The sequence below is a fragment of the Streptomyces sp. NPDC094448 genome (assembly GCF_044763775.1).
Taxonomy (GTDB): Bacteria; Actinomycetota; Actinomycetes; order Streptomycetales; family Streptomycetaceae; genus Streptomyces.
The window spans coordinates 276,201-300,312 of record NZ_JBIWGU010000007.1 but is presented as its reverse complement, the minus strand read 5'-3'; the positions used below and the strand labels follow the sequence as shown (position 1 = coordinate 300,312).

General features: G+C 71.0%; 14 protein-coding genes, 1 pseudogene and 2 CRISPR repeat arrays. Of the genes and pseudogenes, 9 read left to right on the top strand and 6 right to left on the bottom strand.

Features of this window, described 5'->3' with window-relative positions:
• The first annotated feature begins 264 nt into the window (after nt 1-264).
• Together ACIQ9E_RS16060 and ACIQ9E_RS16055 are read left to right on the top strand one after the other, a co-directional pair.
• A complete protein-coding gene (locus ACIQ9E_RS16060; protein WP_403707243.1) occupies nt 265-5,091 on the top strand; it encodes an RHS repeat-associated core domain-containing protein in 4,827 nt (1,608 codons plus the stop codon).
• Nucleotides 5,092-5,149: 58 nt separating this feature from the next.
• Entirely contained in the window at nt 5,150-5,506 is a 357-nt protein-coding gene (locus tag ACIQ9E_RS16055) for a DUF6193 family natural product biosynthesis protein (protein WP_403707241.1), read from the top strand.
• A gap of 482 nt (nt 5,507-5,988) precedes the next feature.
• On the opposite strand, the pseudogene ACIQ9E_RS16050 reads toward ACIQ9E_RS16055, so the two are convergent.
• Nucleotides 5,989-6,234: pseudogene (locus ACIQ9E_RS16050) on the bottom strand (SAM-dependent methyltransferase); the annotation flags it as partial.
• Between ACIQ9E_RS16050 and ACIQ9E_RS16045 the strand changes: the two are divergent.
• Both ACIQ9E_RS16045 and ACIQ9E_RS16040 read left to right on the top strand, forming a co-directional pair.
• On the top strand, nt 6,217-7,134 hold the full coding sequence (locus ACIQ9E_RS16045; protein ID WP_403707436.1) for a hypothetical protein: 918 nt from the start codon (nt 6,217-6,219) through the stop codon (nt 7,132-7,134). The pseudogene ACIQ9E_RS16050 and the gene ACIQ9E_RS16045 overlap by 18 nt on opposite strands.
• Before the next feature lie 13 nt (nt 7,135-7,147).
• On the top strand, nt 7,148-7,432 hold the full coding sequence (locus ACIQ9E_RS16040) for a DUF6087 family protein (RefSeq protein WP_403707239.1): 285 nt from the start codon (nt 7,148-7,150) through the stop codon (nt 7,430-7,432).
• A gap of 329 nt (nt 7,433-7,761) precedes the next feature.
• Nucleotides 7,762-9,558: direct repeats of the CRISPR family, unit length 28 nt; unit sequence GGAACACCCCCGCTGGCGCGGGGCCGAC.
• Nucleotides 9,559-10,544: 986 nt separating this feature from the next.
• On the opposite strand, the gene ACIQ9E_RS16035 is transcribed toward ACIQ9E_RS16040, so the two are convergent.
• A complete protein-coding gene (locus ACIQ9E_RS16035; RefSeq protein WP_403707237.1) occupies nt 10,545-11,069 on the bottom strand; it encodes a GNAT family N-acetyltransferase in 525 nt (174 codons plus the stop codon).
• Between the two features lies 1 nt (nt 11,070).
• Nucleotides 11,071-11,484: a hypothetical protein gene (locus tag ACIQ9E_RS16030; protein ID WP_403707235.1), complete on the bottom strand. Its 414-nt coding sequence runs from the start codon at nt 11,482-11,484 to the stop codon at nt 11,071-11,073.
• A 1,235-nt stretch (nt 11,485-12,719) separates the two neighbouring features.
• On the opposite strand from ACIQ9E_RS16030, the gene ACIQ9E_RS16025 reads away from it, so the two are divergent.
• The 3 genes from ACIQ9E_RS16025 to ACIQ9E_RS16015 all read left to right on the top strand — a co-directional run bounded on the left by ACIQ9E_RS16025 (nt 12,720) and on the right by ACIQ9E_RS16015 (nt 17,716).
• Nucleotides 12,720-13,202: a hypothetical protein gene (locus ACIQ9E_RS16025; RefSeq protein WP_403707233.1), complete on the top strand. Its 483-nt coding sequence runs from the start codon at nt 12,720-12,722 to the stop codon at nt 13,200-13,202.
• A gap of 520 nt (nt 13,203-13,722) precedes the next feature.
• Nucleotides 13,723-14,617: a CRISPR direct-repeat array (repeat unit 28 nt; unit sequence GGAACACCCCCGCATGCGCGGGGCCGAC).
• A gap of 769 nt (nt 14,618-15,386) precedes the next feature.
• Nucleotides 15,387-16,757, top strand: coding sequence for an RDD family protein (locus tag ACIQ9E_RS16020; RefSeq protein WP_403707232.1), 1,371 nt, complete (start codon nt 15,387-15,389; stop codon nt 16,755-16,757).
• A gap of 110 nt (nt 16,758-16,867) precedes the next feature.
• On the top strand, nt 16,868-17,716 hold the full coding sequence (locus ACIQ9E_RS16015; protein WP_403707230.1) for an RDD family protein: 849 nt from the start codon (nt 16,868-16,870) through the stop codon (nt 17,714-17,716).
• Between the two features lie 135 nt (nt 17,717-17,851).
• Here ACIQ9E_RS16015 and ACIQ9E_RS16010 read toward each other — a convergent pair whose 3' ends face one another.
• Nucleotides 17,852-18,142: a hypothetical protein gene (locus ACIQ9E_RS16010; RefSeq protein WP_403707228.1), complete on the bottom strand. Its 291-nt coding sequence runs from the start codon at nt 18,140-18,142 to the stop codon at nt 17,852-17,854.
• A gap of 510 nt (nt 18,143-18,652) precedes the next feature.
• On the opposite strand from ACIQ9E_RS16010, the gene ACIQ9E_RS16005 reads away from it, so the two are divergent.
• Nucleotides 18,653-21,121, top strand: coding sequence for an immune inhibitor A domain-containing protein (locus ACIQ9E_RS16005; protein ID WP_403707226.1), 2,469 nt, complete (start codon nt 18,653-18,655; stop codon nt 21,119-21,121).
• A 145-nt stretch (nt 21,122-21,266) separates the two neighbouring features.
• Nucleotides 21,267-21,581 (top strand): hypothetical protein, encoded by a 315-nt coding sequence (locus ACIQ9E_RS16000; RefSeq protein ID WP_006349087.1) that lies wholly within the window; start codon nt 21,267-21,269, stop codon nt 21,579-21,581.
• A gap of 208 nt (nt 21,582-21,789) precedes the next feature.
• On the opposite strand, the gene ACIQ9E_RS15995 is transcribed toward ACIQ9E_RS16000, so the two are convergent.
• Both ACIQ9E_RS15995 and ACIQ9E_RS15990 read right to left on the bottom strand, forming a co-directional pair.
• Entirely contained in the window at nt 21,790-22,374 is a 585-nt protein-coding gene (locus ACIQ9E_RS15995) for an isochorismatase family protein (RefSeq protein ID WP_403707224.1), read from the bottom strand.
• A gap of 341 nt (nt 22,375-22,715) precedes the next feature.
• Nucleotides 22,716-24,044, bottom strand: coding sequence for a nicotinate phosphoribosyltransferase (locus ACIQ9E_RS15990; RefSeq protein ID WP_403707222.1), 1,329 nt, complete (start codon nt 24,042-24,044; stop codon nt 22,716-22,718).
• Between the last annotated feature and the right edge of the window lie 68 nt (nt 24,045-24,112).

Below are 24,112 nucleotides of genomic sequence, written 5' to 3'. Positions count from 1 at the left end.
GAGCGGCCGGACGCCGGACTATTACGCGACTTCGGCAGATTTTTTTTCGGTCCGCTTCCGGTTCGGTTCCGGTCCGCTTCCGGTCCGATCCGGTTCCGGTCCGGTTCCGGTCCGGTTCCGGTCCGGGCCGCTGCGACCGGCCTCGACACGGCAGCCAGGGGGCCGGTGCGGGCCGCTCTCCACCGTCCGGTGAGGAACCCGGCGGCCGCGAACACCGTGGTAAGAGTGAAGGGCTGATGTTCACTCAAACGGGGGCTTGACGCTATGGCAGTAACCGTGCCGGACTGGGCGGATACCCTGCTCGACCTGATCGGCGTCAACTGGCCGAACGTGGACGAGGACGCCTACCGCGATATGGCGGCCAGTCTGCGGTCCTTCCAGGAGGACATCCTCGACGACGGCCAGATCGCCAACCGGCACGTCCAGCGGCTGCTCTCGTCCGGCGAGGGCGAGGCGATGACCGCCCTCAACCAGCACTGGGACAAGGTCAAGGGCAAGCACCTCAAGGACCTGGCGACGGCGGCCGGGCTGATCGCGGAAGCGTTGGAGAAGGCCGCCACTGCCATCGAGGCGATGAAGTACGTGGCCATCGGCCACCTCGGCGCGCTCGCCGCCAAGGCCGGTATCTCCATGGCCCTCATCCCGGTGACCGGCGGCCTCTCCGGACTCCTCGGCGCGGGCGCGATCGCCGCCTGCCAGCAGCTGGTCCGCAAGGCCATCAAGGAGTGCATGAACGAGGTCGTGAGCTACATCGTCGGCGCCATGACCGCACCGGCGGTCGCCGCGCTGGAGTCGATGGCCGCCGACCTCGTCGTCCAGGCCGGATCCGCCGCGCTCGGCCTCCAGGACGGCGTCAGCCCGGAGCAGACCGCGCAGGCGGGGAAGGACTCCCTCAACCTGAACTCCGCGGGTGGGGGCGGCCGCGGCGGCGATCGGGGGAAGGTCGACCACGCGGAGCACGAACGCGCGGGCAACGACCTCAACCTGGTCAGCGTCCGCGTCAACGGCCGCACCACGTCCCGCCTCGACAAGGCCCGCTCCCACCACGGCCGCACCCGGGGCCGCGACGATATCGCCCAGGCGCTCGACCCCGTCGTCGACAAGGCGATGGAGGCCCTCACCAAGGCCACCTCCACCATGGGCAACCACCTCGGCACGACCCTCCCGGAGAACGTCCGCCGGATTTCGCGGATCAACAAGGGCGTCGACGTCGATACCCGGGACAGCGTCAACAAGGGCCGCAAGGTCCAGGGCGACGGCGGCGACATATCCGGCACCACCCCGCCCGGGTCCGGCAACACCCGCAAGGGCCCCGCCGACACCCGTACCCAGCCCGCGTCACTCGACGGTGCCAAGTCCGATCCGCGCGGCAACAGCATTCCGCCCGAGCTGCGGGAGTGCGAGGGCGACCCGGTGGACGTCGCCTCCGGGCAGATGCTGCTGCCGCAGACCGACCTCACCCTCCCCGGCACCCTCCCGCTCGTCCTGCGCCGCGTCCATCTCTCCGGCTACCACCACGGGCACTGGTTCGGCCGCAGCTGGGCCTCCACCCTGGACGAGCGCATCGAGTTCGACAGCCGCGGGCTGGGCGCCCTGTGGGCCCGCGAGGACGGCACCGTCCTGATCTACCCCGCCCTCCCGGCGCCCGGCGACCCGACCGGGGTCCTGCCCCTCGAAGGCGACCGGCTGGCGCTGACGCACGGCGGCACCGACGAGTCGGGCGCGGAGACCGCGTACACCGTCACCGATCCCCGCACCGGACTCGTCCGCACCTTCACCGGCAGCCCCTACCACCCCTCGACCGCCTTCTGGCTCACCCGGATCGAGGACCGGCACGGCAACGGCGTCACCTTCCACCGCGGCCCCGACGGCGCCCCCGACCGCATCGTCCACGACGGCGGCTACCGCATCGCCGTCACCGTCCGCGACGCCCGCGTCGACCGCATCGCCCTGCGCACCCCCGACGGGCCCGTCACCGTCATGTCGTACGGCTACGACGGCGACGGCAACCTCGACGCCGTCACCAACTCCTCGAACCTCCCCCTCCGCTTCACCTACGACACCGAAGCCCGCATCATCTCCTGGACCGACCGCAACGAGTCCACGTTCCACTACGTCTACGACACCGCGGGCCGCGTCATGCGCACGGTCGGCCCCGACGGACACCTCTCCGGCGTCTTCGCCTACGACACCGCGGGCCGGACCACCAGCTACACCGACTCCACCGGCGCCACCAAGGTGTTCCGCTTCGACGACCGCCTCCGCGTCGTCGCCGAGACCGACGCCCTCGGCCACACCGAACTCCGCTCCTACGGCCCGGGGGACCGGGTCGTCAGCCGTACCGACCGCCTCGGACACACCACCGAGTACGACCACGACGACCGCGGCAACCTCGTCGCCGTACGCCACCCGGACGGCACCGCCGCCGCCGTCACCTACGACGACCACGGCCGCCTCACCTCCGTCACCGACGGCGAAGGAGCGGTCTGGCGGCAGGAGTACGACGCCTCCGGCAACCCCACTGTCTTCACCCACCCCGACGGCACCACCACCCGCACCGGTCACGACGCCCACGGCCGGCTCACCGCACTCGACGACAGCCTCGGCACCCTCGACCGCGTCCGCCACGACGCCGCCGGACTGCCCGAGGCCGTCCGCGGCCCCGGCGGCACGGTCACCCGCTACGAACGCGACCCCTTCGGCCGCCCCGTCCGCATCACCGGCCCCGACGGCGGTACGACCGTCCTCGAATGGACCGTCGAAGGCCTGCCCGCCCGCCGCACCGAACCGGACGGCACCGAACAGTCCTGGACCTACGACGGCGAAGGCAACTGCCTCAGCCACACCGACGCCCTCGGCGGCACCACCTACTTCACCTACACCCACTTCGACCTGCTCAAGACCCGTACCGGCCCGGACGGCGACCGCCACACCTTCGGCTACGACACCGAACTCCGCCTCACCCGCGTCACCAACGCCCGCGGAATGAGCTGGACCTACGGCTACGACCCGGCGGGCCGCCTCACCGCCGAAACCGACTTCGACGGCCGCACCCTCGCCTACACCCACGACGCCACGGGCCGCCTCACCAGCCGCACCAACGGCGCCGGGCAGACCGTCCGCTACGAACGCGACCGGACCGGCCGGCTGATCACCAAGGACGTCGAAGGCGCCGTCACCCGCTTCGGGTACGACGCCCGCGGACTCCTCACCCATGCCACCGGACCCGGCTTCGACCTCCAGTACACCTACGACACGACCGGCCGCAGACTCCTCCGCGAACTCTGCAACGGCCGGGAGCTGACCTTCCACTACGACGCCGGGGGCCGCCGCGTCCACCGCACCACGCCCAGCGGCGCCACCAGCGACTGGACCTACCCCGGCGGCACCGCCGAACTCGACGCCTCCGGCCACCGGATCGTCTTCGGCTTCGACCCCGCAGGCCGCCGCAGCACCCGCCGCCACGGAGACCGCCTCACCGTCGACCAGAGCTACGACGGCCTCGGCCGCCTCACCGCCCAGCACGTCCGCACCGGCCCGGAAGCCGACCGGACCGTCCAGCGCCGCGCCTATACCTACCGCGAGGACGGCGCCCTCACCGCCGTCACCGACCTCCTCGACGGAGACCGCGCGTACGCCCTCACCCCCACCGGCCGGGTCACCGCCGTCACCGCCGAGGGCTGGACCGAGCGGTACGCCTACGACGACCTCGGCAACCAGACCGAAGCCCGCACCCCGGCCGCGCCCGACACCAACGGGCCCCGCGGGTACGCCGGCACCCGGATCAACCGCGCCGGCACGATCCGCTACGAGTACGACACCCAGGGCCGGGTCGTCCGCCGCCGCCGTACCCGCCTCTCCCGCAAACCCGACAACTGGCACTACACGTGGGACGCCGAAGACCGCCTCACCCAGGTCACCACCCCCGACGGCACCCGCTGGCGCTACACCTACGACCCCCACGGCCGCCGTATCGCCAAGGAACGCCTCGCCGCCGAAGGCGACCACGCGGTGGAGCGCACGGACTTCACCTGGGACGGTGACGTCCTGTGCGAGGAAGCCTCCGGCTCCACGAGCAGCCCCGGCATCACCACCGTCCTCACCTGGGACCACGACGGCCTCCACCCGGTCTCCCAGACCGAACGCCGCCTGCGCGCCGACGCGCCCCAGGAGGAGATCGACCACCGGTTCTTCGCCGTCGTCACCGATCTGGTGGGCGCGCCGCGCGAACTCGTCGACGAGCAGGGCGATGTGGCCTGGCGCGCCCGCACCACGCTCTGGGGTACGACGGGCTGGCACCCGGGCGCGACGGCGTACACCCCGCTGCGCTTCCCGGGCCAGTACTTCGACCCGGAGACGGGCCTCCACTACAACCGCCACCGCCACTACGACCCGGCGTCGGGCCACTATCTGACACCGGACCCGCTGGGGCTCCTGCCGTCGCCGAACGCTTATGCGTATGTGGGGAATCCGACGGGGGAGATCGACCCGCTGGGGCTGGCGGCAGAGCCGGGTACGGGCTGTCCCACCAGAGACAAGGGGGGACGGCACAGTGTGGTGCTGGGTGTGGATCTGGGCCCGAACGCCGGGTCGGACGGCCTGGCTGATCATCTGCGGAGGAATGGAGACCCGGGAGCCCATACGTACAACGGCCCCGAATTCTCATCCCTCGGGAGTGGGAATCCGCATTGGATGCTCAACGTTGGGGAAGCGGTGTACGACCGCAATGGAACGACGCTTTCTGTGACTCTCGACGGTATGCCCATTACGAGGGACGGCAAGGACGTGCTGGGGAACTGGAACACTCCCGAGACGATTGTTGAAGCCTTCGTCAAGGCGGTGGAGAAGGGGGAGAATTTCGGTCTCAACAACTGGCCGGGTTCTGGTAGCGGGACGGCATGGGAGATGAGTGTCATCGCCAGGGCCGTACGGGAATATGAAGGGGGTATAGCCCTTGGCGATACCGAGGAGGAGGCGCGGGGCCGTTCCTGGGACTCGATCCGCTGGTACTCGGAGAATCAGGAAATCAAGGTGCCGCGGCCCGATATTCCGCACCTGGGCAAGTTCGGCCCCAAGTCGACGGCGGACTGACCACGTATGCTGTCGGGCGCATGCGTAACGGCTCGTATGAAGAAGGATTTGGTGGAACATGTTGACTGCTGACACGGTGGACGAGCAGTGGGAACTGGTGCTCGGGATGACTGATCGCCAGATCAGCGCCGAAATTCCCAGGGCCGCTTACGCTCGCCTTGAACTCCGGCAGTTGTATCCACTCGTCAGTCACGGCGCCCTCTCCTTCAGTCGGTGCATTCGCTTTCCCTGGCTTGAGGATGTGGGAACGATCTACCTGATGGGGGAGGGGTACTTGGTGCGTCGTGCAAGTGATGGCGCCACCCTCGGGACGCCCGACACGATCGAAGAGGCCATGGACCTGATCGTGGCCAACCTCCCAGCCGGGACCGGGCCCGCGATCGACGGGACCGCGGACGACGTGCCGCGGGGCTGACTGCCCTCCCCGGACCGGCCCGGACTCGTGCAGATGTCGTGGACAACATTCCGCTGTGAATGCAGAAGGTTTCGCATGCCGTATCGGATCAAAAGATGCGACTCCATTGATCACCGTCGACGGTATATTCAACAAGGAAAGGCAGAAAGATAACCGGACCACCCCGGAGATCATCGTGCAAGTTTTGCAGTCGACTGCCGCCAAGGGCAGGAACTTCGGTATGGCCAGCCGTGACGTTCGGCCGGATTCCTGTCATACGGTACCGGCCGGGAGATGAGCCTGCTCCTGAATGCCACACGCGCACACGATCCGGATTTTCTCGACAGTGCTACCAACTCTCGTCGGCAGACCCGGCGGTCGATCAACCGGCACTCGGAGAATAAGAAGATCCACATACCCAAGGCGAACATCCCGGACCTCGACCCGCTGAGGCGGTTCGGACCCGGCCCGTGTCGCCACACTGTGGACCCGGCCCGGAGCCGTCAGGGCCTGGGAAGCGGCAGGCTGGGCATCTGCGGGTGCCGCAGATGTTGCCCGTCGGCGTGGACGTGCAGAGTGAAGCTCTCCGGCCCTGGCTGACCTGCTGCGTCATAGGCGTCCAAAACGCGCTCGATCCGCTCCCACAGCTTCACCGGCCCGCCTTCGCGTACGGCCCAGCCGCCCTCGCCGGGACTGAGGGTCGCGGCGGAGCCGCTGACGACGTCCACCAGGTGCACCACCTCCGCGAGCCCGCGCTGGAAGAGGTCGCCACCTTCTTCATCGCGGCCGACGCCTCCAAAGGAGGCGGCCTGTACCGATCTGCGATCGTCGCCCAGCTCGCCGAAGTCGCCCGGCGCATTGAAAACGGCGTACCGCCGAGCCTCAAGACCCGGGTCTTCTCCGCGACCGCCGACCTGGCGGCCCTGGCCGGGTGGGTCAGCCACGACAGCGGCCGGTATCCGGCAGCGCAGCGGTACTGGAGCTACGGCATCTACTCCGCCAGCGAGGCCGGACAGCGCGACCGCGGAGTCGAGATCGTCACCCGCATGTCGCACCAGATGATCTATTTCGGGCGGCCGCAAGATGCCCTCGGGCTCCTCGGTATCGCCGCTAGGAAGGCGACACGGCCCGCGATCCGCGCGCTGGTGGCCTCGCAGACCGGCCGCGTCCACGCTGCCCTCGGTAGCGCCCACGAGGCTGACAGGCACCTGGACGAGGCCGGCGCCCTTCTGGCGGACGGGCTCGGAGATGACGTTCCCGCGTGGGTGGACTATTTTGACGCCGCCGAGCACGCCGGCGCCCGCGCGGTCTCCGCGCGCGACCTCGCCGCGCTCCACCGGGGCCGCAGGACGGCGAGCATCCACTTCGAGGACGCTCTCCGCCTCCACCGGCCCGGCTTTGACCGGGTGAAGGCCATGGACTGTGTCGGGTTCGCCGCCGAGCTGTTCGATGAGGGCGAGCCGGAGCGCGCCGCCGCAGCAGCCCATGAGGCATTCGACAGCGCAGCCCGCATCGACTCAACGCTCATCACATCCCGGCTCAACACCCTGCTTCACGCCGCCCGCACGTACGAGACTGCCGCGGTTGACGACGTACGAGACAGAGCCAGGGACCTTGCCGCCAGTCGTCCAGCCACGATCGCTGCCTGAGACAATCGAACGCATGGGCAAGCACCGCCGACCCGGCCCTCCGAACCAGCCGTCCCGCGCCGCCCCGCGGCTTGACGCCATCAACCCACTGGCCATGTACGACAAGCGGCGCCGCCCACCGCTGGACGTCTACCGCCGCCACCGGCCCCTCTATGGCGGCGCCGGACACATCCGACCGGACACACCACGCGCGCTGGAAGAGTGGGACGGCTTCACCTTTACTCCGGCCGGGACGGCACCCGATCTTGCCTCAGCCCAGCTATGGGTCAACGAGCTGAGCCCCGACGAGATCGGCTGAGCCATGTAACGCCTGGCGGCGTAAATCCGTCCATAAGGCGAGGCCAATCCGACACGGGTCGGCCCCACCCTGATCTGTCGCCGCCGGGAGGACCCAGACTGTGCCGACTCCAGTCCGCGAGGACAGAATGCAGTTCGAACTCGAACTGTTTCGCGACCTCTTCGCCGAGTGCGTCGGCACCGCCCGATCGCCAGCCGTGGGCGATCCGGAGCTGAGTTTCGCGCGTGTCTGGATCGTTGCGGCCGAGAGCAAGGTGGAGGAGCGGGTTGCCAAGCTCGCGGACTTCCGCGGCAGCTTCACCACGCTCCCAGGCACCCGCGTCCCGCCCCGGAACACCCCCGCATGCGCGGGGCCGACGCTACGTTTTGGTAGGCATCGGGCTTGTGATGAGGAACACCCCCGCTGGCGCGGGGCCGACGACCCGCGGACCCCGCAAGTAGCCGAGCAAGCAGGAACACCCCCGCTGGCGCGGGGCCGACCACATCACCCAGAACATCACCTCAACCGGCCTCGGAACACCCCCGCTGGCGCGGGGCCGACGGATGGACAACTCGTGTACCGGCGGTGGCGCGCGGAACACCCCCGCTGGCGCGGGGCCGACAACTCGCTTCCGGGCGGGGCCTGGAGACGGCGGGGAACACCCCCGCTGGCGCGGGGCCGACGTAGACGTTGCCGTCCTCGCCGCTCAGCTGCACGGAACACCCCCGCTGGCGCGGGGCCGACAGGCTCCAGGCCAGTCCGCACTCGCGGAGCTCCGGAACACCCCCGCTGGCGCGGGGCCGACGTGTGGTCGGCGATGAGGGCGAGCACGGGGCGGGGAACACCCCCGCTGGCGCGGGGCCGACTTCAGCCGGTTGGATGCCGCGAGGAATGCCGTGGGAACACCCCCGCTGGCGCGGGGCCGACGCCTTCGCCACGCCGGGCAGCTTCGACGGCACCGGAACACCCCCGCTGGCGCGGGGCCGACGCGCCAGCTCGTTCGGCCCCGCGATGGACTGCAGGAACACCCCCGCTGGCGCGGGGCCGACTTCCTCGGCGAGGGCGTCGGCGAGCGCGAGGGAGGAACACCCCCGCTGGCGCGGGGCCGACGTCACGGCGCGATCACCCTCGTCGGCGCCGAACGGAACACCCCCGCTGGCGCGGGGCCGACCGCAGTGCGGGTACCCCGAGGTCACGCAGGGCCGGAACACCCCCGCTGGCGCGGGGCCGACCATCCACTGGGCCGGGCACTCTGGTGATCCTGCGGAACACCCCCGCTGGCGCGGGGCCGACATGGGCATCCACGCCGATGAGACCGGGTTCCGCGGAACACCCCCGCTGGCGCGGGGCCGACTGGAGCAGCAGCCGCTGTTTCGCGGGCCACTTCGGAACACCCCCGCTGGCGCGGGGCCGACAACCGGTCACCGGCCACATGCTCGGCGCGGTACGGAACACCCCCGCTGGCGCGGGGCCGACCTCCCGTACTCCGCGTACGTGTCCACGCTGGTCGGAACACCCCCGCTGGCGCGGGGCCGACCGCCCAGGCGGATCGCTCCGGAGATCCAGGCCGGGAACGCCCCCGCTGGCGCGGGGCCGACGCTACCGGCTCGGCGCCGAGGACGCGCTGCGCCGGAACACCCCCGCTGGCGCGGGGCCGACCTGGTAGTAGGGAGGAAGCGCGGCGTGGATGAGGGAACACCCCCGCTGGCGCGGGGCCGACGTGACCGTGCCCGTGTCGCCGATGCTCCAGACGGGAACACCCCCGCTGGCGCGGGGCCGACTTCCCTCTCTCGTCAATGGGTGATGAAGCAGGGGGAACACCCCCGCTGGCGCGGGGCCGACAATCTTGAGCCCATTCTCGCGGCACTTTCTGACGGAACACCCCCGCTGGCGCGGGGCCGACGGGACCGTGCTCGGGTGGGGCTGCAACGCGGCGGGAACACCCCCGCTGGCGCGGGGCCGACTTGTGGGACGCCCACACGCACCTGCTCGACGCGGGAACACCCCCGCTGGCGCGGGGCCGACGCTGAGGAGGGGCCGGAGGAAGAGGAGCGGGTGGGAACACCCCCGCTGGCGCGGGGCCGACTGGGACTGGGCGGTCACGCACCCCCCGCTCCGGGGAACACCCCCGCTGGCGCGGGGCCGACACTTGCTGACCTGGGGTTCTTTCAGCCGTTGACGCCCGTTTCATTTAGTTGGAACGTGCGCTCTCGGCTACCGGCCGAGTCGGTGTGCGGGAATTGGACATCATCATGAACACCATGGCCTCGGAGACAGGCGCGAACCACTTGGCAACCCCTTGTCGCGGAAGATCGTGCCGTATCGCCATCGTTCCCGATGCCGCACGCTCCCGTCCAGCACAGCACACTGGGGTGCGCGGGGCCTGAATGGCCAAAGGCCGCCCGCCGGGGCGGCAGACTGCCCGCGCGCCGCAGGCGCGCCTTCGGGCAAGGGAAGGAGGTTTGGACCGATGGCCTCTCGGGTCGGCTTCGGCCCGACAGCGACCGTGCGTATGCCCTCAGCTCCACCGGCCGGGTCACCGCGGTTGCCGCGAGGGCGAGCGAGCGGTATGCCTACGACGACCTTGGCAATCACGAAGCTCACGCCCCAGCCGTGTCTGATGCCAACTGGCCGCGTGCGTCAGCCGGTACCCGGTCCGCCACCGTACCCGCCTCTCCTGTAAACCCGTGGGGTACTTGGTTCGTCGTGCAAGCGATGGTGTCATCCTCGGGACGCCCGGCACCATCGCAGAGGTCATTGACCTGATCGTGGCCAATCTCCCGACTGGGACCGGGACAGGGGCCGCGCACGACGTGCCGCGGGGCTGCATGCCCTCCCCGGGACGCCTCGAAACGGGGTACCTCAGCGTTTGGCCTTCCCTGAAGGCTCGGGCGCACGAGCGACCTGAGACACGTGATCTTGAAAATCTCTGGTGGGGGATTCGCGGGGGTAGCGGGCGTCCAGCTCTCCGGTGAGTTCTCCGGCCACGAGAAGCAGGGACGGGAGGGACTTCCGAGAGGTTTGCAGGGCGCGGGCTCCGATGGTCACGGCCCCTTCCAGTTCCCCGGAGCGCGCCGAGATCCTGCGTGAAGGCGTCGATCGCCCGGACGATGCGCGACAGCCGACCCGGTTCCTACCTCAGGGGAAGGTCGGCGAGCATCACGGCGTAGAGCGGGGAGTCCGGGAAGGGCCGGCGCTCACCGACCTTCCGGAAGCCCCAGGACTCGTACAGCTTCTGGACCCGGGGATGCTCGGTGTCCACCAGTAGGACGGCGAGGTCTTCGTCTCGGTCGCCCAGCAGCGTCCGGGAGAGTAATTCGGCCGTGCCCGTCTTTCGGTACGTCGCGCGGACTGCGAGTTCGGAGTAGGCGAAGGTCCGATCGGCGCCCGGGGCCGGGCTCAGGTGCTCTCGCCACCACTCGCGGTATGGCGGAGCCGGTGCTCCGTATGCGAATCCTGCTGCGATGTCGCCGTCGAAGGCGATCACGCAGGCGAAGTGAGGATTGCCGCCCCAGTGGTCCACGAACCAGGGGAACCGCTGGTTGAAGTCGACATCCATCGCGTCTGCGTAGGCGTCTGCGTGGATGTCTATGAGTGTCTGGCGGATTCGAGGCCGGTCGTGATGGGTGAAGCGCCGGATCTCCAAGGCGGCATTCAAGCTAGCTCCATTCAGATCGGTAGCGGTCTTCCCACTCTCGGGCGACTCGCGCATCGGGGACCAGGGTGATCAGTTCCCGGTAGAAGTCGGCGAGAAGGGATCGCATCCGTCCGGGGATCGGGTGTCCGGACATCAGAGAGAAGGCGGTCGCGGCTGTGGCGCAGGCCTGGTCGGTGTCGCGCTGGTGCAGCTGGGCCAGGGCCAGTCGGGTTGTAGCCATGGCCCGGTTCCGCAGGAAAGCCATGGGGATGTTGCTCAGGGCCTGGTGGGAGGCGGCTTCAGCGTCGGCGGAGTCTCCGATGCGGTCTCGGACGATGGATGTGATGGCGGCCAGTTCGGCCGGCCCGTAGAAGGCGACCCAGCTGGGGCGCGCATGGGCCTGTGCCTTGCCGAGGGCTTCTTGGGCGCATCCCAAGGAGCGCAGGGCTGCCTGCCGGTCGCCGAGGGACGAGTGCCCGACGGCGGTGCGGGCGTGGGCGAGGGAGGCGAAGAGGGGATCGTGGCGGCCTGGGCGGCCTGGGCCGAGGCGACGGCTTCGCCGTGCTGGCCACGCTGGTGAGCGAGCATGGCGTACGAGTTCCACACTCGCATTTCGATCGCAGGGTCTTGGGCCATGCCTGCAAGGTGATGCGCCCTGCCCAGGAACGTCCGGGCCTGCTCGCAGCGCTGGGCGTCCAGAGCGCTCCAGGCGGCGGTCGCTGTGTAGTCGGCGGCCACGGCGTAGAGGCGCTGCCGAATGCGCTGTGTGGCTGAAAGCTTTTGCTTGGCGAGCGACTCGGCCGCCCCGGCCAGTGCGGCGCGCTCCAGCGCCTCGTGCCCACCCTGGGTGTCGTCCAGTGCCATGAGGGCGTCCAAGCCGCTACGGAGGCGGAGCACGTCTGATGCGCCGACGGCGGGTGGGGCGCCGACCTGGGGAATCGCGGCAGATACGGAAAGGCTGCCTGCTGCGGTGAGGAAGTTCCTGCGATCCACAGGGCCCTCCGGAGGTGTCGGGGTGCGCCGTCGTACCGGTGGGCTGAATCCCAGCTGTTCGGCGGTACAGGCGAATACTCCCTCCAACGCCTCGCGCTGTCGCCGATGGGGCCACCTGGTCTTCCCGGTCAGCCAGTTGCGGACTGTGCGGTCTCCGACTGTGCCCTCGTGACCGTGTGTCCGCAGATGGCCGTTCACCGCGTCGGCTAACTCGCACTGCTTGAAGCCGCGGTCCCGCATGGCGTCGGCGAGGCTCTCGTTCCCCTTCACCTACTCACCGTAGCGACCAGGTTCCCGGAGCGAGCGCGGGTGCACCGAAAATTCCGGTCGCTGTGATGGCACGACCGCCGGGTTTTTCCTCTGCTTCGGAGCCAGCGCGTCGTCGACTGAGACGACTGACCCCTGCGGCCTTGCCCGGCCCGGGGGATAGCCGACTGGACGGAGTCGACGCATGCAGCCTACCGATCGCCCTCCCGCTGCGCCGGGCCTGCCGGCTGCGGCTCCCGAGCAGGCATGGCCGCCATGCCGGTGCGGCGCTGCGATGTGCCGGGATTTCCACCGCGGCGTACGTGACCGAGCCCACCAGCCGGCACCCGAGGGTGCGATCGTACGGGTGGTGCCCAGCGCGGCAGTCGCGGAATTCATCGAGCGGCTCCGTGCGAAGAGCAGGCGGCCCCTGTGACGCGGGCGGTGCACCGGCACGCGCTGTGGCGGCTTCTCCCGGACCCCGAGCCCATGATGTACGAGATGCACTGCCGCTCCCGCCCTGGTCGGGTGCGCGGCGAGCCCCGGGCCGCGGTGGAGCAGTGGGCGCTGGAGCACACCGGCCGAGAGCCGCTGCACCGTGAGTTCGTCGGACGGATACCGCTCGCCCTCCGGGTGGTCCCCGCCCCGGGGAACCCGCTGTACGGCCAGGACGCCGAGCTGCCCGGCCCGGATGCCGACCCGGGCCGGGCCACGGTGACCGCGCTGCCGTTACCCATGGCGTGCGTCGTGTGCTGCCGCACCGATGGGGTGGAGGAAGCGGCCGCGATACCGCGCGGGACCGGCGGCCAGGACAGGCAGCTCTACGGCTGCCCCGACCATGCCGACGCGATTTCCACCCGCGCGCTCCAAGAGCTGGAGGACGTGGAGGCCGAGCTGGGAGTGGGCCGTCGGTAGCACTGGGCTGCAGTACCGCTACCGCTGCGGCGGGAAGACCGACGGGACCGACAAGAACCGATGGTCCATCGAGTCGATGTCCGGAGCCCGCCTGGACTTCTATGCCCATCCGCGGTGCCGGCCGCCGGTGCCGCCGGGGATGGACGAGGCCGGGGTGCGGTCGGCGCCTTCCGCTCCGCAGATGCCGACCGCCCGGCCTCGGCGCGGCCGTTGAGATCCCCGGTCGCGAGGGAAGTGCGGGACCCCACCGCCGGGATGTGCGGCTCCGGCCTGTGCCCCTGTCACGGGCCGGGGCCAAGGCCCTCGTCGTCGCGGACCAGCTCTGCGAGCGGCACGTCGAGCGCGCGGGCGATGAGCAGTAGGTGGCTGTACCGGGCGTCACTCTGCCCCTGCTCAATCCGCTGAACGGTTGGCCGGTCAAAACCGGCTAGGTGGGCGGGCCGCTCCTGACTCAGTTGAGCGCCCCCGTTCGGGGGGCGGCGATACGCCGCGCCAAGGCGAAGCGGGCGAGGGGACTTCAGGAACACCCCCGCTGACGCGGAGCCGACGGACCGTGCGGCGTGCGCGCGGGCAGGAACCCGGGAACACCCCCGCATGCGCGGGGCCGACTCCAGGAACACCGGCACGATGATCCTGGCCACCGGAACACCCCCGCATGCGCGGGGCCGACCGCGGACACCCGCACCAGGTCGATGAGCCACAGGGAACACCCCCGCATGCGCGGGGCCGACGGCGCCCACTGTGGCGGCGGCCATGCTGCGCCGGGAACACCCCCGCATGCGCGGGGCCGACACATGGCAAGCCATTTGACACTGATCGGCCGGGGGAACACCCCCGCATGCGCGGGGCCGACGGGGGCTCTACCGGTGTAGAGGGGCCCCTCTACGGAACACCCCCGCATGCGCGGGGCCGACCGAGCGGCTGTTGCGACTCCTCCCCCGTAGATCGGAACACCCCCGCATGCGCGGGGCCGACGTGGCGCCCCACGGGGACGAGGGCGGTGGCCAGGGAACACCCCCGCTGGCGCGGGGCCGACACCCGGGCGATGGAACGGCTCGACAACTCCGGGGGAACACCCCCGCTGGCGCGGGGCCGACACCCGGGCGATGGAACGGCTCGACAACTCCGGGGGAACACCCCCGCTGGCGCGGGGCCGACGCGACGTCGAAGTGGGACCAGACCATGCCCAGCGGAACACCCCCGCTGGCGCGGGGCCGACCCCCCGGTGCAGATGAGCCAGGCGCCGGACCGCGGAACACCCCCGCTGGCGCGGGGCCGACGCGGGGGCCCGGAGGCGCGGGACACGGGGACGGGGAGCAACTCGCCGGAACACCCTCGCTGGCGCGGGGCCGACTCGGCCCACTTCATGGCGGCCTCGACGTCCGCGGGAACACCCCCGCTGGCGCGGGGCCGACACTTGCTGACCTGGGGTTCTTTCAGCCGTTGACGCCCGTTTCATTTAGTTGGAACGTGCGCTCTCGGCTACCGGCCGAGTCGGTGTGCGGGAATCGGACATCACCATGAACACCATGGCCTCGGAGACAGGCGCGAACCACTTGGCAACCCCTTGTCGCGGAAGATCGTGCCGTATCGCCATCGTTCCCGATGCCGCACGATCCCGTCCAGCACGGCACAGTCGGGTACGCGCGGCTTGAGTGGCCAAAGGCCTCCTGCCGCAGGCGGGCCCCCGGGTACGTAAAGAAGGCGGACCGGTGGCCTCACGGGGCCGTTCCGGGCGGCCTGGAGTGGGGCCTTGCTGTCGGCGGTGATGCGGTAGGCGAGCTGGGCTTGGCCGTCGCCGGTGCGGAGTTTCTCCAAGAGGAGCGCGGCGTTCTTCGTGCCGTGCGTGACGCGGTGAGCGTGTGCAGGACGGTGTTCCGTCGGGGAGTTCGAGGGCGGTTCGCTCATCGCCCTGCGGTATGCGGGTCCGTACGGTCCTCGACACCCTCGCTCTGACGATCGAAGGCGGCCTTCCTGTTGGACTCCTTCTTCTTCGTCCTGCGTTCTTCGTTAATGTCGTCCAGGGACAGTCGGAGGTACGCCCCCGGCCGCCGGGGCGTGTACGGCACGTACCCGCCGGCTGTGTCCAGTACCGTTGATCGGCCCCGCCGCCGCAGTCGGGCGATCAGAGGGTCATCGACGCTGGACAGTCCGGACAGGTCAAGGTGTTGCTGGTGATCGGAGTTGGGGGCATTGGGTACTCCTACTGACGAGGGCGGGAACGTACCCGGGCAAGGGTATTACCCGGATCCGTCCATCCCCGGATATGTCCGGTACTGGAACGGTGCCGCCTGGGTTCCGGGTACGAGTCGGCCCGCTCCCGAGGGTGGGGCCGCCACCCCGGCCCCCGTGGCCCTTCCCGCTCCGGTGGTTCCGGCCGCGGAGGAGACCGGGCCCGTTTTTCTGGACGAGCTGGACGGGCTGGATGGGCTGGACGAGGGCCCCGGCGACGAGCCTGTGCGGTCCGAGCCCGCCAGCGCCTGGCAGGCCGACACCTCGCGGCAGAGCGGGTTCGGCGGGGAGCCGGGGCGGGTGGACTGGGGCGGTGCCCGGGTTCCCGCGCAGCCTCCCGCGCCCGGGGCCGATCCGACCGGCGGCGCGCTGCCCGGAGTGCGGTCCACCAGCCCGGCCGTACCGGAACCCGCCGCGGAGGCCCCCGCTCCGGTTCGAGCGACCCCGCAGGTACCCGCTGCCCCGGAACCTCCCGCCGCCGCGGCCCCGGCGCCCGCGCCCGTGCGGCCCGCGCCCGAAGGGGCCGTCACTCTTCGCCCCGTACCGCCCCAGGCACCCCAGGCACCTCAGGCGTTCCCGGCCCCTCAGCCCCAGGCACCTCAGGCGTTCCCGGCCCCTCAGCCCCAGGCCCCCCAGGCGTTCCCCGCCCCTCAGCCCCACCCCCACCCCCACCCCCACCCCCTCGTGCCCGAGCAGGCGCAGCCGGTGCGGCCCCCGGTGGTCACCGAAGGGTCCGGCGGTGGGGCCGCCTCCTGGGCGCAGCAGCCGCCCGAGGCCCCGGTCATCCCGTGGAAGCCCCCGGTCAACGACCCCTTCCTGGCCATCGCCCAGGCGCAGGCCGCGGCCAGGCCCGCCGGGCTCGGCAGGCGGCTCGCCGCCCGGCTCATCGACACAGCTGTCCTCGGCACCCTGGTCGGAGCCGTCGCCGTACCCCTGCTGACCAGCGCGATCGACCACATCAACACCAAGATCGAGGCGGCCGAGCGGTCCGGCGAGACCGTCACGGTCTGGCTGCTGGACGGCACCACCGGCGTCCAGCTCGGCATCGTGCTGGCCGCCCTGCTCGTCCTGGGCGCGCTCTACGAGGCCCTGCCGACTGCGAAATGGGGCCGTACCCTCGGCAAGAAGCTCTGCGGCGTCTCGGTCGCCGACATCGAGTCCCACGAGCCGCCGCCGTTCGGTGCCGCGCTCCGCCGCTGGCTGGTCTACAGCGGCCTCGGCCTGATCGCCGTGGGCCTGGTCAATGTGGTCTGGTGCCTGTTCGACCGGCCGTGGCGGCAGTGCTGGCACGACAAGGCCGCCCGCACCTACGTCAAGGGCTGACCGCCCGAGCCCGGTGGGCGGCCGGCGGATCAGGGCCGCCCGCCCCGCGCCGTCCCCCGAACGGCGTGCGTCCTTTTGCGGCGGTCCCGGGCGCGGGTTGCACTGCCCTCATGAGCAACGACCAGCCACCGCCCTCCGGCTGGGGGGACCCCGAACGCGACCGGCCCCGCGACGACGACCCCTTCGCCAAGCGGCCGCCCGAGCCGGGAGGGCAGAGCGGCGGTTCCGAGCCCCCGCCCCCGCCCCCGCCGCCGCCTCCACCGGGCGGCCAGGAGCCGCCCCCGCCGCCCCCGGGCCCGCCCCCGGGTTCGCCGTACGGTCCGGGCCAGAGCGGCGGGCCCTACGGAGGCGCGGGCGGGACACCGCCGCCCCCGTACGGTGGCAGCCCCTACGGCGGTGGACCGTACGGCGGGACCCCCGACCCCCTCGCGGGCATGCCGCCGCTCGCCGATTTCGGCCGGCGCCTCGCCGCCCGGGTGATCGACGCGCTGATCATCTTCATTCCGCTCTTCATCATCTCGCTGTTCGCGGGCGGCTGGTCGTCCGGCAGCAGTGGTGACGACTGGAACGACATCACCAGCGATATCAACACCGGCCGTCAGTGGCTCTGGTCGCTGATCTCGCTGGTCGCGTACGTCGGCTACGACACGATCATGGTCAGCAAAACCGGTCAGACCGTCGGCAAGAAGCTGCTGAAGCTGCGCGTCGCCATGCTCAACGACGGCAGCACACCGAACACCGCCGCGGCCTTCACCCGGGCCGCCGTGCTCTGGGTCCCCGCGCTGGTCTGCTGCTTCTGCGTCTGGTGGCTGATCATCATCATCACGATCCTGGCCGACCGGCCCTATCGGCAGGGCCTGCACGACAAGGCGGCCAAGACCGTGGTGGTCACCGTGCCGGAGGGAACCGGACCGGGGACCGGTCCCGGGACGGGCACGGGTCCGGGCACAACCGTCTGACCACCGTCTGACCGCCGTCTGACCACCGTCTGCCCCAAGGCCTGACGGGAGGTCCGACCCGAGGTCCGACCCAAGGCCCGACGGCAGGCCCGACCCGAGGCCCGACCCACCGTCCTCGCCTCGGCCGTGCCCCGGCTACCGGCGGGTACCGGACGAGTCCGCGCCCGCTCCCGCATGCGCCTTCGGGCGGGGAGCGGGCGCCGCGGCCCCCCGGGTGCGCTTCGACGACCCGGGACGGGACGCCGCCTTCAGCGCCCGGCTCATCGGCAGGGCGGTCGCCACCAGCAGCCCGAGTGCCATCGCCGCCACTCCGATGGCGGCGACCCCGAGGGCGTGTGTGGTCCGGGTGAACAGGAGCAGGGCGAGCGCCGACAGGACGACGGTGGCCGAACCGGAGGCGAGCTGTGCAGGAGTCGGACGCGGCATGACGGTTACCGTCCTCACGACAGATCGACGAACAGATCGGGGGGTTCGCTCGACGCGGTCGCATCGCCGAGTGGTTCTACGGTGCTGGATGCCCGGCGGGTCCCGGCGGTAAGCGTTCCTCCGGCCGGGCCACCGGTGCATGGGGGGCGCACGGGTTCACACCCCTTGACGGCTGCCCCGTTCGGTGTACCGGTCCCCGGGACGGTACCGCCGGGACCCGCCCGGCCGGAGCCGCTCCTGTATACCCGACCCCGAGGCCCGGTCCGTACATCTGCCTCGCGCTTCCGCGCCGCCTCCCGCCCTCCGTACCCCCGGAACCTCCCGGTCATTCCCGTCCGGATATCGGAACACCGCTTCCGCATAGGGCAGTTGGTGTGTCCAAGTCAAGGACTGTCTTTTCTTCCGTACGTACGGTCGAATGCCGTCACTTGACGCGCGACCCCCGCCCGGACGGCCCCACCCATCCCATCGGATCCGCGGCGTCGGGGCGCGGGGGAGGAATTCGCTCACGTGACCACCACCAGAAACGGCCGCGGCCGGTCCTTCAGGGCCTCCGCGGTCGTCGTCGCGCTCGCCGCGACGGCCGCCACGGTCTCGGCTTACGGCACCGCGCAGGCGGAGGACGGCTCGGCCCGGCCGGCCGGGTCCACCGTGTCCGCCGCGGCTGCCGCATCCCCGGCCGCGGACGTCCAGCGCCGGGACCCGGCGCCCGGCAAGGATCATGTGGACCACGATCTCGACGGGCCCTTCAGCAAACAGCAGGCCCAGCAGCGCGAGACCGCACTCGAACAGGTCATCAGCGGTGAGTCGACGGTCGAGCAGCGCGGTGCGTCGAAGGTCGTCAGGCTCGACAAGGGCAAGTACGTCGAGCTGGGCCGGGAGAAGACCGACAAGATCTTCACGATCCTGGTGGAGTTCGGCGACAAGGTCGACGACACCACGATGTACGACCCCGACGGGCCCGAGGGCCCCCAGCCGCCGGTCAAGCAGTACGGCGGTACCCCCGGCCCGCTGCACAACACGATCAAAGAGCCGGACCGTACCAAGGACAATGCCACCGACTGGAAGGCCGACTACAACCGCGCCCACTTCCAGGACCTCTACTTCGGCACCGGCAAGGACGCCCAGGGGCAGCCCAAGCAGTCGGTGAAGACGTACTTCGAGAAGGCGTCGTCCGGGCGTTACTCCGTCGACGGTACGGTCTCCGACTGGGTCAAGGTCGAGTGGAACGAGGCCCGCTACGGCTCCAACTACTGCGGTGAGAGCAACTGCAAGAACGTCTGGGACGCGGTGCGTGACGGCGTCAACGCCTGGGTCGCCGACCAGAAGGCGCGCGGCCGCACCGACGAGCAGATCACCGCGGACCTCCGGCAGTACGACGTCTGGGACCGCTACGACTTCGACAACGACGGCAACTTCAACGAGTCCGACGGCTATATCGACCACTTCCAGTTCGTGCACGCGGGCGAGGACGAGTCCGCGGGCGGCGGCGCCCAGGGCACCGACGCCATCTGGGCCCACCGCTGGTACGCCTACGGCGACGACAGCGGCCGCACCGGCCCCGGGAACAACAAGGCCGGCGGCGCCCAGATCGGCACCACCGGTATCTGGGTCGGTGACTACACGGTCCAGCCGGAGAACGGCGGACTCGGCGTCTTCGCCCATGAGTACGGCCACGACCTCGGCCTCCCCGACCTGTACGACTACTCCGGGCGCGGCGAGAACTCCACCGGCTTCTGGAGCCTGATGTCCTCCGGCTCCTGGCTGGGCCGTGGCAAGAACGCCATCGGCGACCTGCCCGGCGATATGACCGCCTGGGACAAGCTCCAGCTCGGGTGGCTCAACTACACCAAGGCCAAGGCGGCCACCGACTCCGTGCACACCCTCGGGGTCCAGGCCTACAACACCAAGCGGCCGCAGGCGCTGATCGTCGAACTGCCGAAGAAGCCCGGCACCACCCCGGTCGTCAACCCCGCCGACGGCAGCCGCCAGTGGTGGAGCGATATGGGCGACGACCTGCGCAACACCCTCACCCGGACCGTCGATCTGACCGGCAAGTCGTCCGCGTCGCTGAGCCTGTCGGCCTGGTGGCAGATCGAAGCCGGTTACGACTACCTCTACACCGAGGTCTCCACGGACAACGGGGCCACCTGGAACGCGATCGACGGGACCGCCGACGGCCGGCCGATCACCCGGGACGCGGGCGACAAGCCCGCCCTGACCGGGCGTTCGGGCGCGCACCGCTCCCTGGTCTTCCCGCTGGACGCCTACGCCGGGCAGAAGATAGGCCTCCGCTTCCAGTACCGGACGGACGGCGCGACCGCGGAGAAGGGCTTCACCGCGGACGCGATCACCGTCACGGCGGACGGCGCGCCGCTCTTCAGCGACGGTGCCGAGACCGACGACGCGGGCTGGACGAAGGCCGGTTTCAGCCGGATCGGCGAGTCCATCACCAAGGACTACGAGCAGTACTACATCGCGGAGAACCGCCAGTACGTCTCGTACGACAAGGGGCTGGAGATCGGCCCGTACAACTTCGGCTTCCCCGCGCCGAGGAACCGCTGGGTGGAACACTTCCCGTACCAGAACGGACTGATGATCTGGTACTGGGACACCTTCCAGCTGGACAACAACACCGGGGTGCACCCGGGCGCGGGCCGGATCCTGCCGATCGACGCGAATCCCGAACCGCTGCGGTGGTCCGACGGTACGCTGATGCGCAACCGGATCCAGTCCTTCGACTCGACGTTCTCGACCCGGCCGTACGACGCCGTCACCCTCCACAAGGCCGGCGTGCCGACGAAGATCCCGTCCCGTCCCGGCCGGAGCGTCTTCGACGACCGCAAGGGCGTCTACTGGTACGCGGAGAATCCGACGGGCAGCGTGAAGGTTACTGACACCAACACCAAGATCTCGATCGTGAAGGAGCCGCGCAGCGGCGAAACGATCACGGTGAAGGTCGGTCCGTCGACCAAATAATTTGTGAAACCGCAGGTCAAAGCATGATCGGCCGTCGCCCTCTAGCGGGCGGCGGCCGATCGTGTTTAGGTGCGTGGTGACCGCCTCTTATTGACACCCGGGCCCGACCAGCCCGGCCGACCGATCCACGGGGGAGTGGTACACCATGTCCGGCGGAGGTTTCAGCAGACTCCCGAACGGCACCGTCGTCGTCGCTGTCAGCCTGCCCAGCCCACTCGGCGACGGCAGCGCCGCCCGCTTTCTGGTGCATGCGGCGAACCGCGCCCGCGCCCTGACCCGGCTGCGGAATCTGGGGCTCCGCGCGGTCTATCTGCGGGGCAACGCGGAACCGCCCACGCCGGATGAGATCACGGCGGTGCTCCACCACCCGGACGGCCTGCTCTGGCGGCTCCACGAGGCCCCGGCGCCCGCGCTCTGGCACCCCTTCCGCTCCAGCCCGCTGCGGAACCGCTGGGCCTGACCCGTTCCGGTGGGAGGCCGCCGCCGGGCCCGATCCCCGGCTCTCGGGAGGGGTGCGGCTGACTCCGTTCCGGTGGGAGGCCGCCGCCGGGCCCGATCCCCGGCTCTCGGGAGGGGTGCGGCTGACCCCGGTCCGGCAGGAGGCCGCCGCCGGGCCCGACCCCCGGCCCGTCGCCAGAGGTGCGGCTGACGCCGGTCCGGCGGGAGGGTTACGCGACGGGCTCGCCCGTCAGCTCGACCCCGGCCTCCCGCAGCTCCGGCAGCACCCACGCCGTCCGCTCCTTCGAGACGGCCGCGGTGAGGTCCAGCAGCACCCGGGTGGTGAAACCTTCCTTCGCGGCATCGAGCGCGGTCGCCCGGACACAGTGGTCCGTGGCGACGCCCACCACGTCGACCTCGGTGACCCCGTGCTCCCGCAGCCAGGCCGCGAGCCCCATGCCGTTCTCGTCCGCACCCTCGAAACCGCTGTACGCGGCGGCGTAGGCGCCCTTGTCGAAGACGGCCTCGACGGCGCCGGAGGCCACCGCGGGCGCGAAGTTCGGGTGGAAGCCGGCGCCCTCGGTGCCCGCGACGCAGTGGACCGGCCACGACGTCTCGTAGTCGGGTGTGTCGGAGAAGTGGTCGCCCGGGTCGATGTGGTGGTCACGGGTGGCCACCACATGGCGGTAGCCCGCCGTGCTCTGCCCGATCAGTTCGGTGATCCCCGCCGCTACGTGCGCACCTCCGGCCACCGCGAGGCTGCCGCCCTCGCAGAAATCGTTCTGGACATCGACGACGATCAGTGCGCGGCGCATGACGGGTGCCTTTCGGGACGAGGAGCGGTGGGGACGAGGAGCAGTGGGGACGGGTAGCGGGCGGTGGTGGCCGGGCCGGGGCGGCCGGTTTCGGGGTCGGGGTACTCGGGGCGCCGTACGGACCAGGGCGGCTCGCCGGGCGGCGTACGCCGTCGTACGGACAGGACGTACGGGCACGGGCGCGGGCGCCGGGGCCGGGCGGTTCGCGCGGTGCCCCCTGTCCGAAGCGTCCCCGCCGCACCGGTCTTCACACCCCCCGGGCCCCGCCTTTCACGCCGATGCGCTCCGGGCGTGCCCCTTAGCCATGCCCCTCAGCCGTGCCCCTCGGCCAGGCGTACCCCTCAGCGGTACTCCGTCGGCAGCACCGGCTCGCCCCGCGACAGCTGCGTCGCGGACATCGGCAGCCCGCCGCGCGCCGCCCGGTGTCGTTCCCGCGCCACGTCCAGCGGCTCCCGGGCCACGATCTCCCCACCCCGTACCAGCTCCACCAGCAGCTGGTGGTGGACCAGCTCGTCCGGCACCGGTCCGGTGCCCACGACCTCCGCCTCGGCGACGCCCTCAGCGTCCGGTCGCCGGGCGGCCCACTTGCGCCCGCCGACCGACGCCTTTCCGCCCACGGACTTCTTCGCCACCGGCTCCAGCGGCGCGTCCGGCCCCTCGCCCCGGGCCCGTGCGACCAGCTTGTAGACCATGGAGCAGGTGGGGTGCCCGCTGCCGGTGACGAGCTGGGTGCCCACCCCGTACGCGTCCACCGGCGCCGCCGCCAGCGAGGCGATCGCGTACTCGTCCAGATCGGAGGTGACGGTGATCCGGGTGTGCCGGGCGCCCAGCTCGTCGAGCTGCTGCCGCACCCGGTGGGCGACCAGCAGCAGATCCCCGGAGTCGATGCGTACCGCACCCAGCTCGGGTCCGGCGATCTCCACCGCCGTACGGACGGCCTCGGCCACGTCGTAGGTGTCGACCAGCAGCGTCGTCCCCCGCCCCAGGGAGTCGACCTGCGCCCGGAAGGCGTCGCGCTCGCTGTCGTGCAGCAGGGTGAAGGCGTGGGCGCTGGTGCCGACCGTGGGGATCCCGTACCGGAACCCGGCCGCCAGATCGGAGGTGGAGTCGAAGCCGCCGACGTACGCGGCGCGGGACGCGGCCACCGCCGCCAGCTCATGGGTGCGGCGCGCGCCCATTTCGATCAGCTTCCGGCCGCCCGCCGCCGTCGCCATCCGCGACGCGGCCGCCGCGATGGCCGAATCGTGGTTGAGGATGGAGAGGATCACCGTCTCCAGCAGCACGCACTCGGCGAAGGTGCCCTCGACCCGCAGGATCGGGGAGCCGGGGAAGTAGACCTCGCCCTCCGGATAGCCCTGGATGTCGCCGCTGAAGCGGTACGAGGCCAGCCAGTCCAGGGTCGCGGAGTCCACGATGTCCTGCTCGCGCAGGAACGCGATGACATCGGCGTCGAAGCGGAAGTTCGCGACCGCGTCCAGTACCCGTCCGGTGCCCGCGACCACCCCGTACCGCCGCCCCTCGGGCAGCCGCCGGGTGAAGACCTCGAAGACGGAGCGGCGGTGCGCGGTACCCGCCCGCAGCGCGGCCTGGAGCATCGTGAACTCGTACTGGTCGGTGAAGAGGGCCGTGGAGGGGACATCCACCGGGAGCCCCAGGTCAGCGGTGTTCACAAGAGTTCGACCTCATGCTTTCTGCGCCCCGCCCCGCCGGCCGCGGTACGAGGGATGCGCGCGTCGGA

What these genes read in the sequence shown, in the direction of transcription:
- ACIQ9E_RS16060 (WP_403707243.1), top strand. Translation starts at nt 265, where the DNA reads ATGGCAGTAACCGTGCCGGACTGGGCGGATACCCTGCTCGACCTGATC.
- ACIQ9E_RS16055 (WP_403707241.1), top strand. Translation starts at nt 5,150, where the DNA reads ATGTTGACTGCTGACACGGTGGACGAGCAGTGGGAACTGGTGCTCGGG.
- ACIQ9E_RS16040 (WP_403707239.1), top strand. Translation starts at nt 7,148, where the DNA reads ATGGGCAAGCACCGCCGACCCGGCCCTCCGAACCAGCCGTCCCGCGCC.
- ACIQ9E_RS16010 (WP_403707228.1), bottom strand. Translation starts at nt 18,142, where the DNA reads ATGCCGCGTCCGACTCCTGCACAGCTCGCCTCCGGTTCGGCCACCGTC.
- ACIQ9E_RS15995 (WP_403707224.1), bottom strand. Translation starts at nt 22,374, where the DNA reads ATGCGCCGCGCACTGATCGTCGTCGATGTCCAGAACGATTTCTGCGAG.
- ACIQ9E_RS16000 (WP_006349087.1), top strand. Translation starts at nt 21,267, where the DNA reads ATGTCCGGCGGAGGTTTCAGCAGACTCCCGAACGGCACCGTCGTCGTC.
- ACIQ9E_RS16015 (WP_403707230.1), top strand. Translation starts at nt 16,868, where the DNA reads ATGAGCAACGACCAGCCACCGCCCTCCGGCTGGGGGGACCCCGAACGC.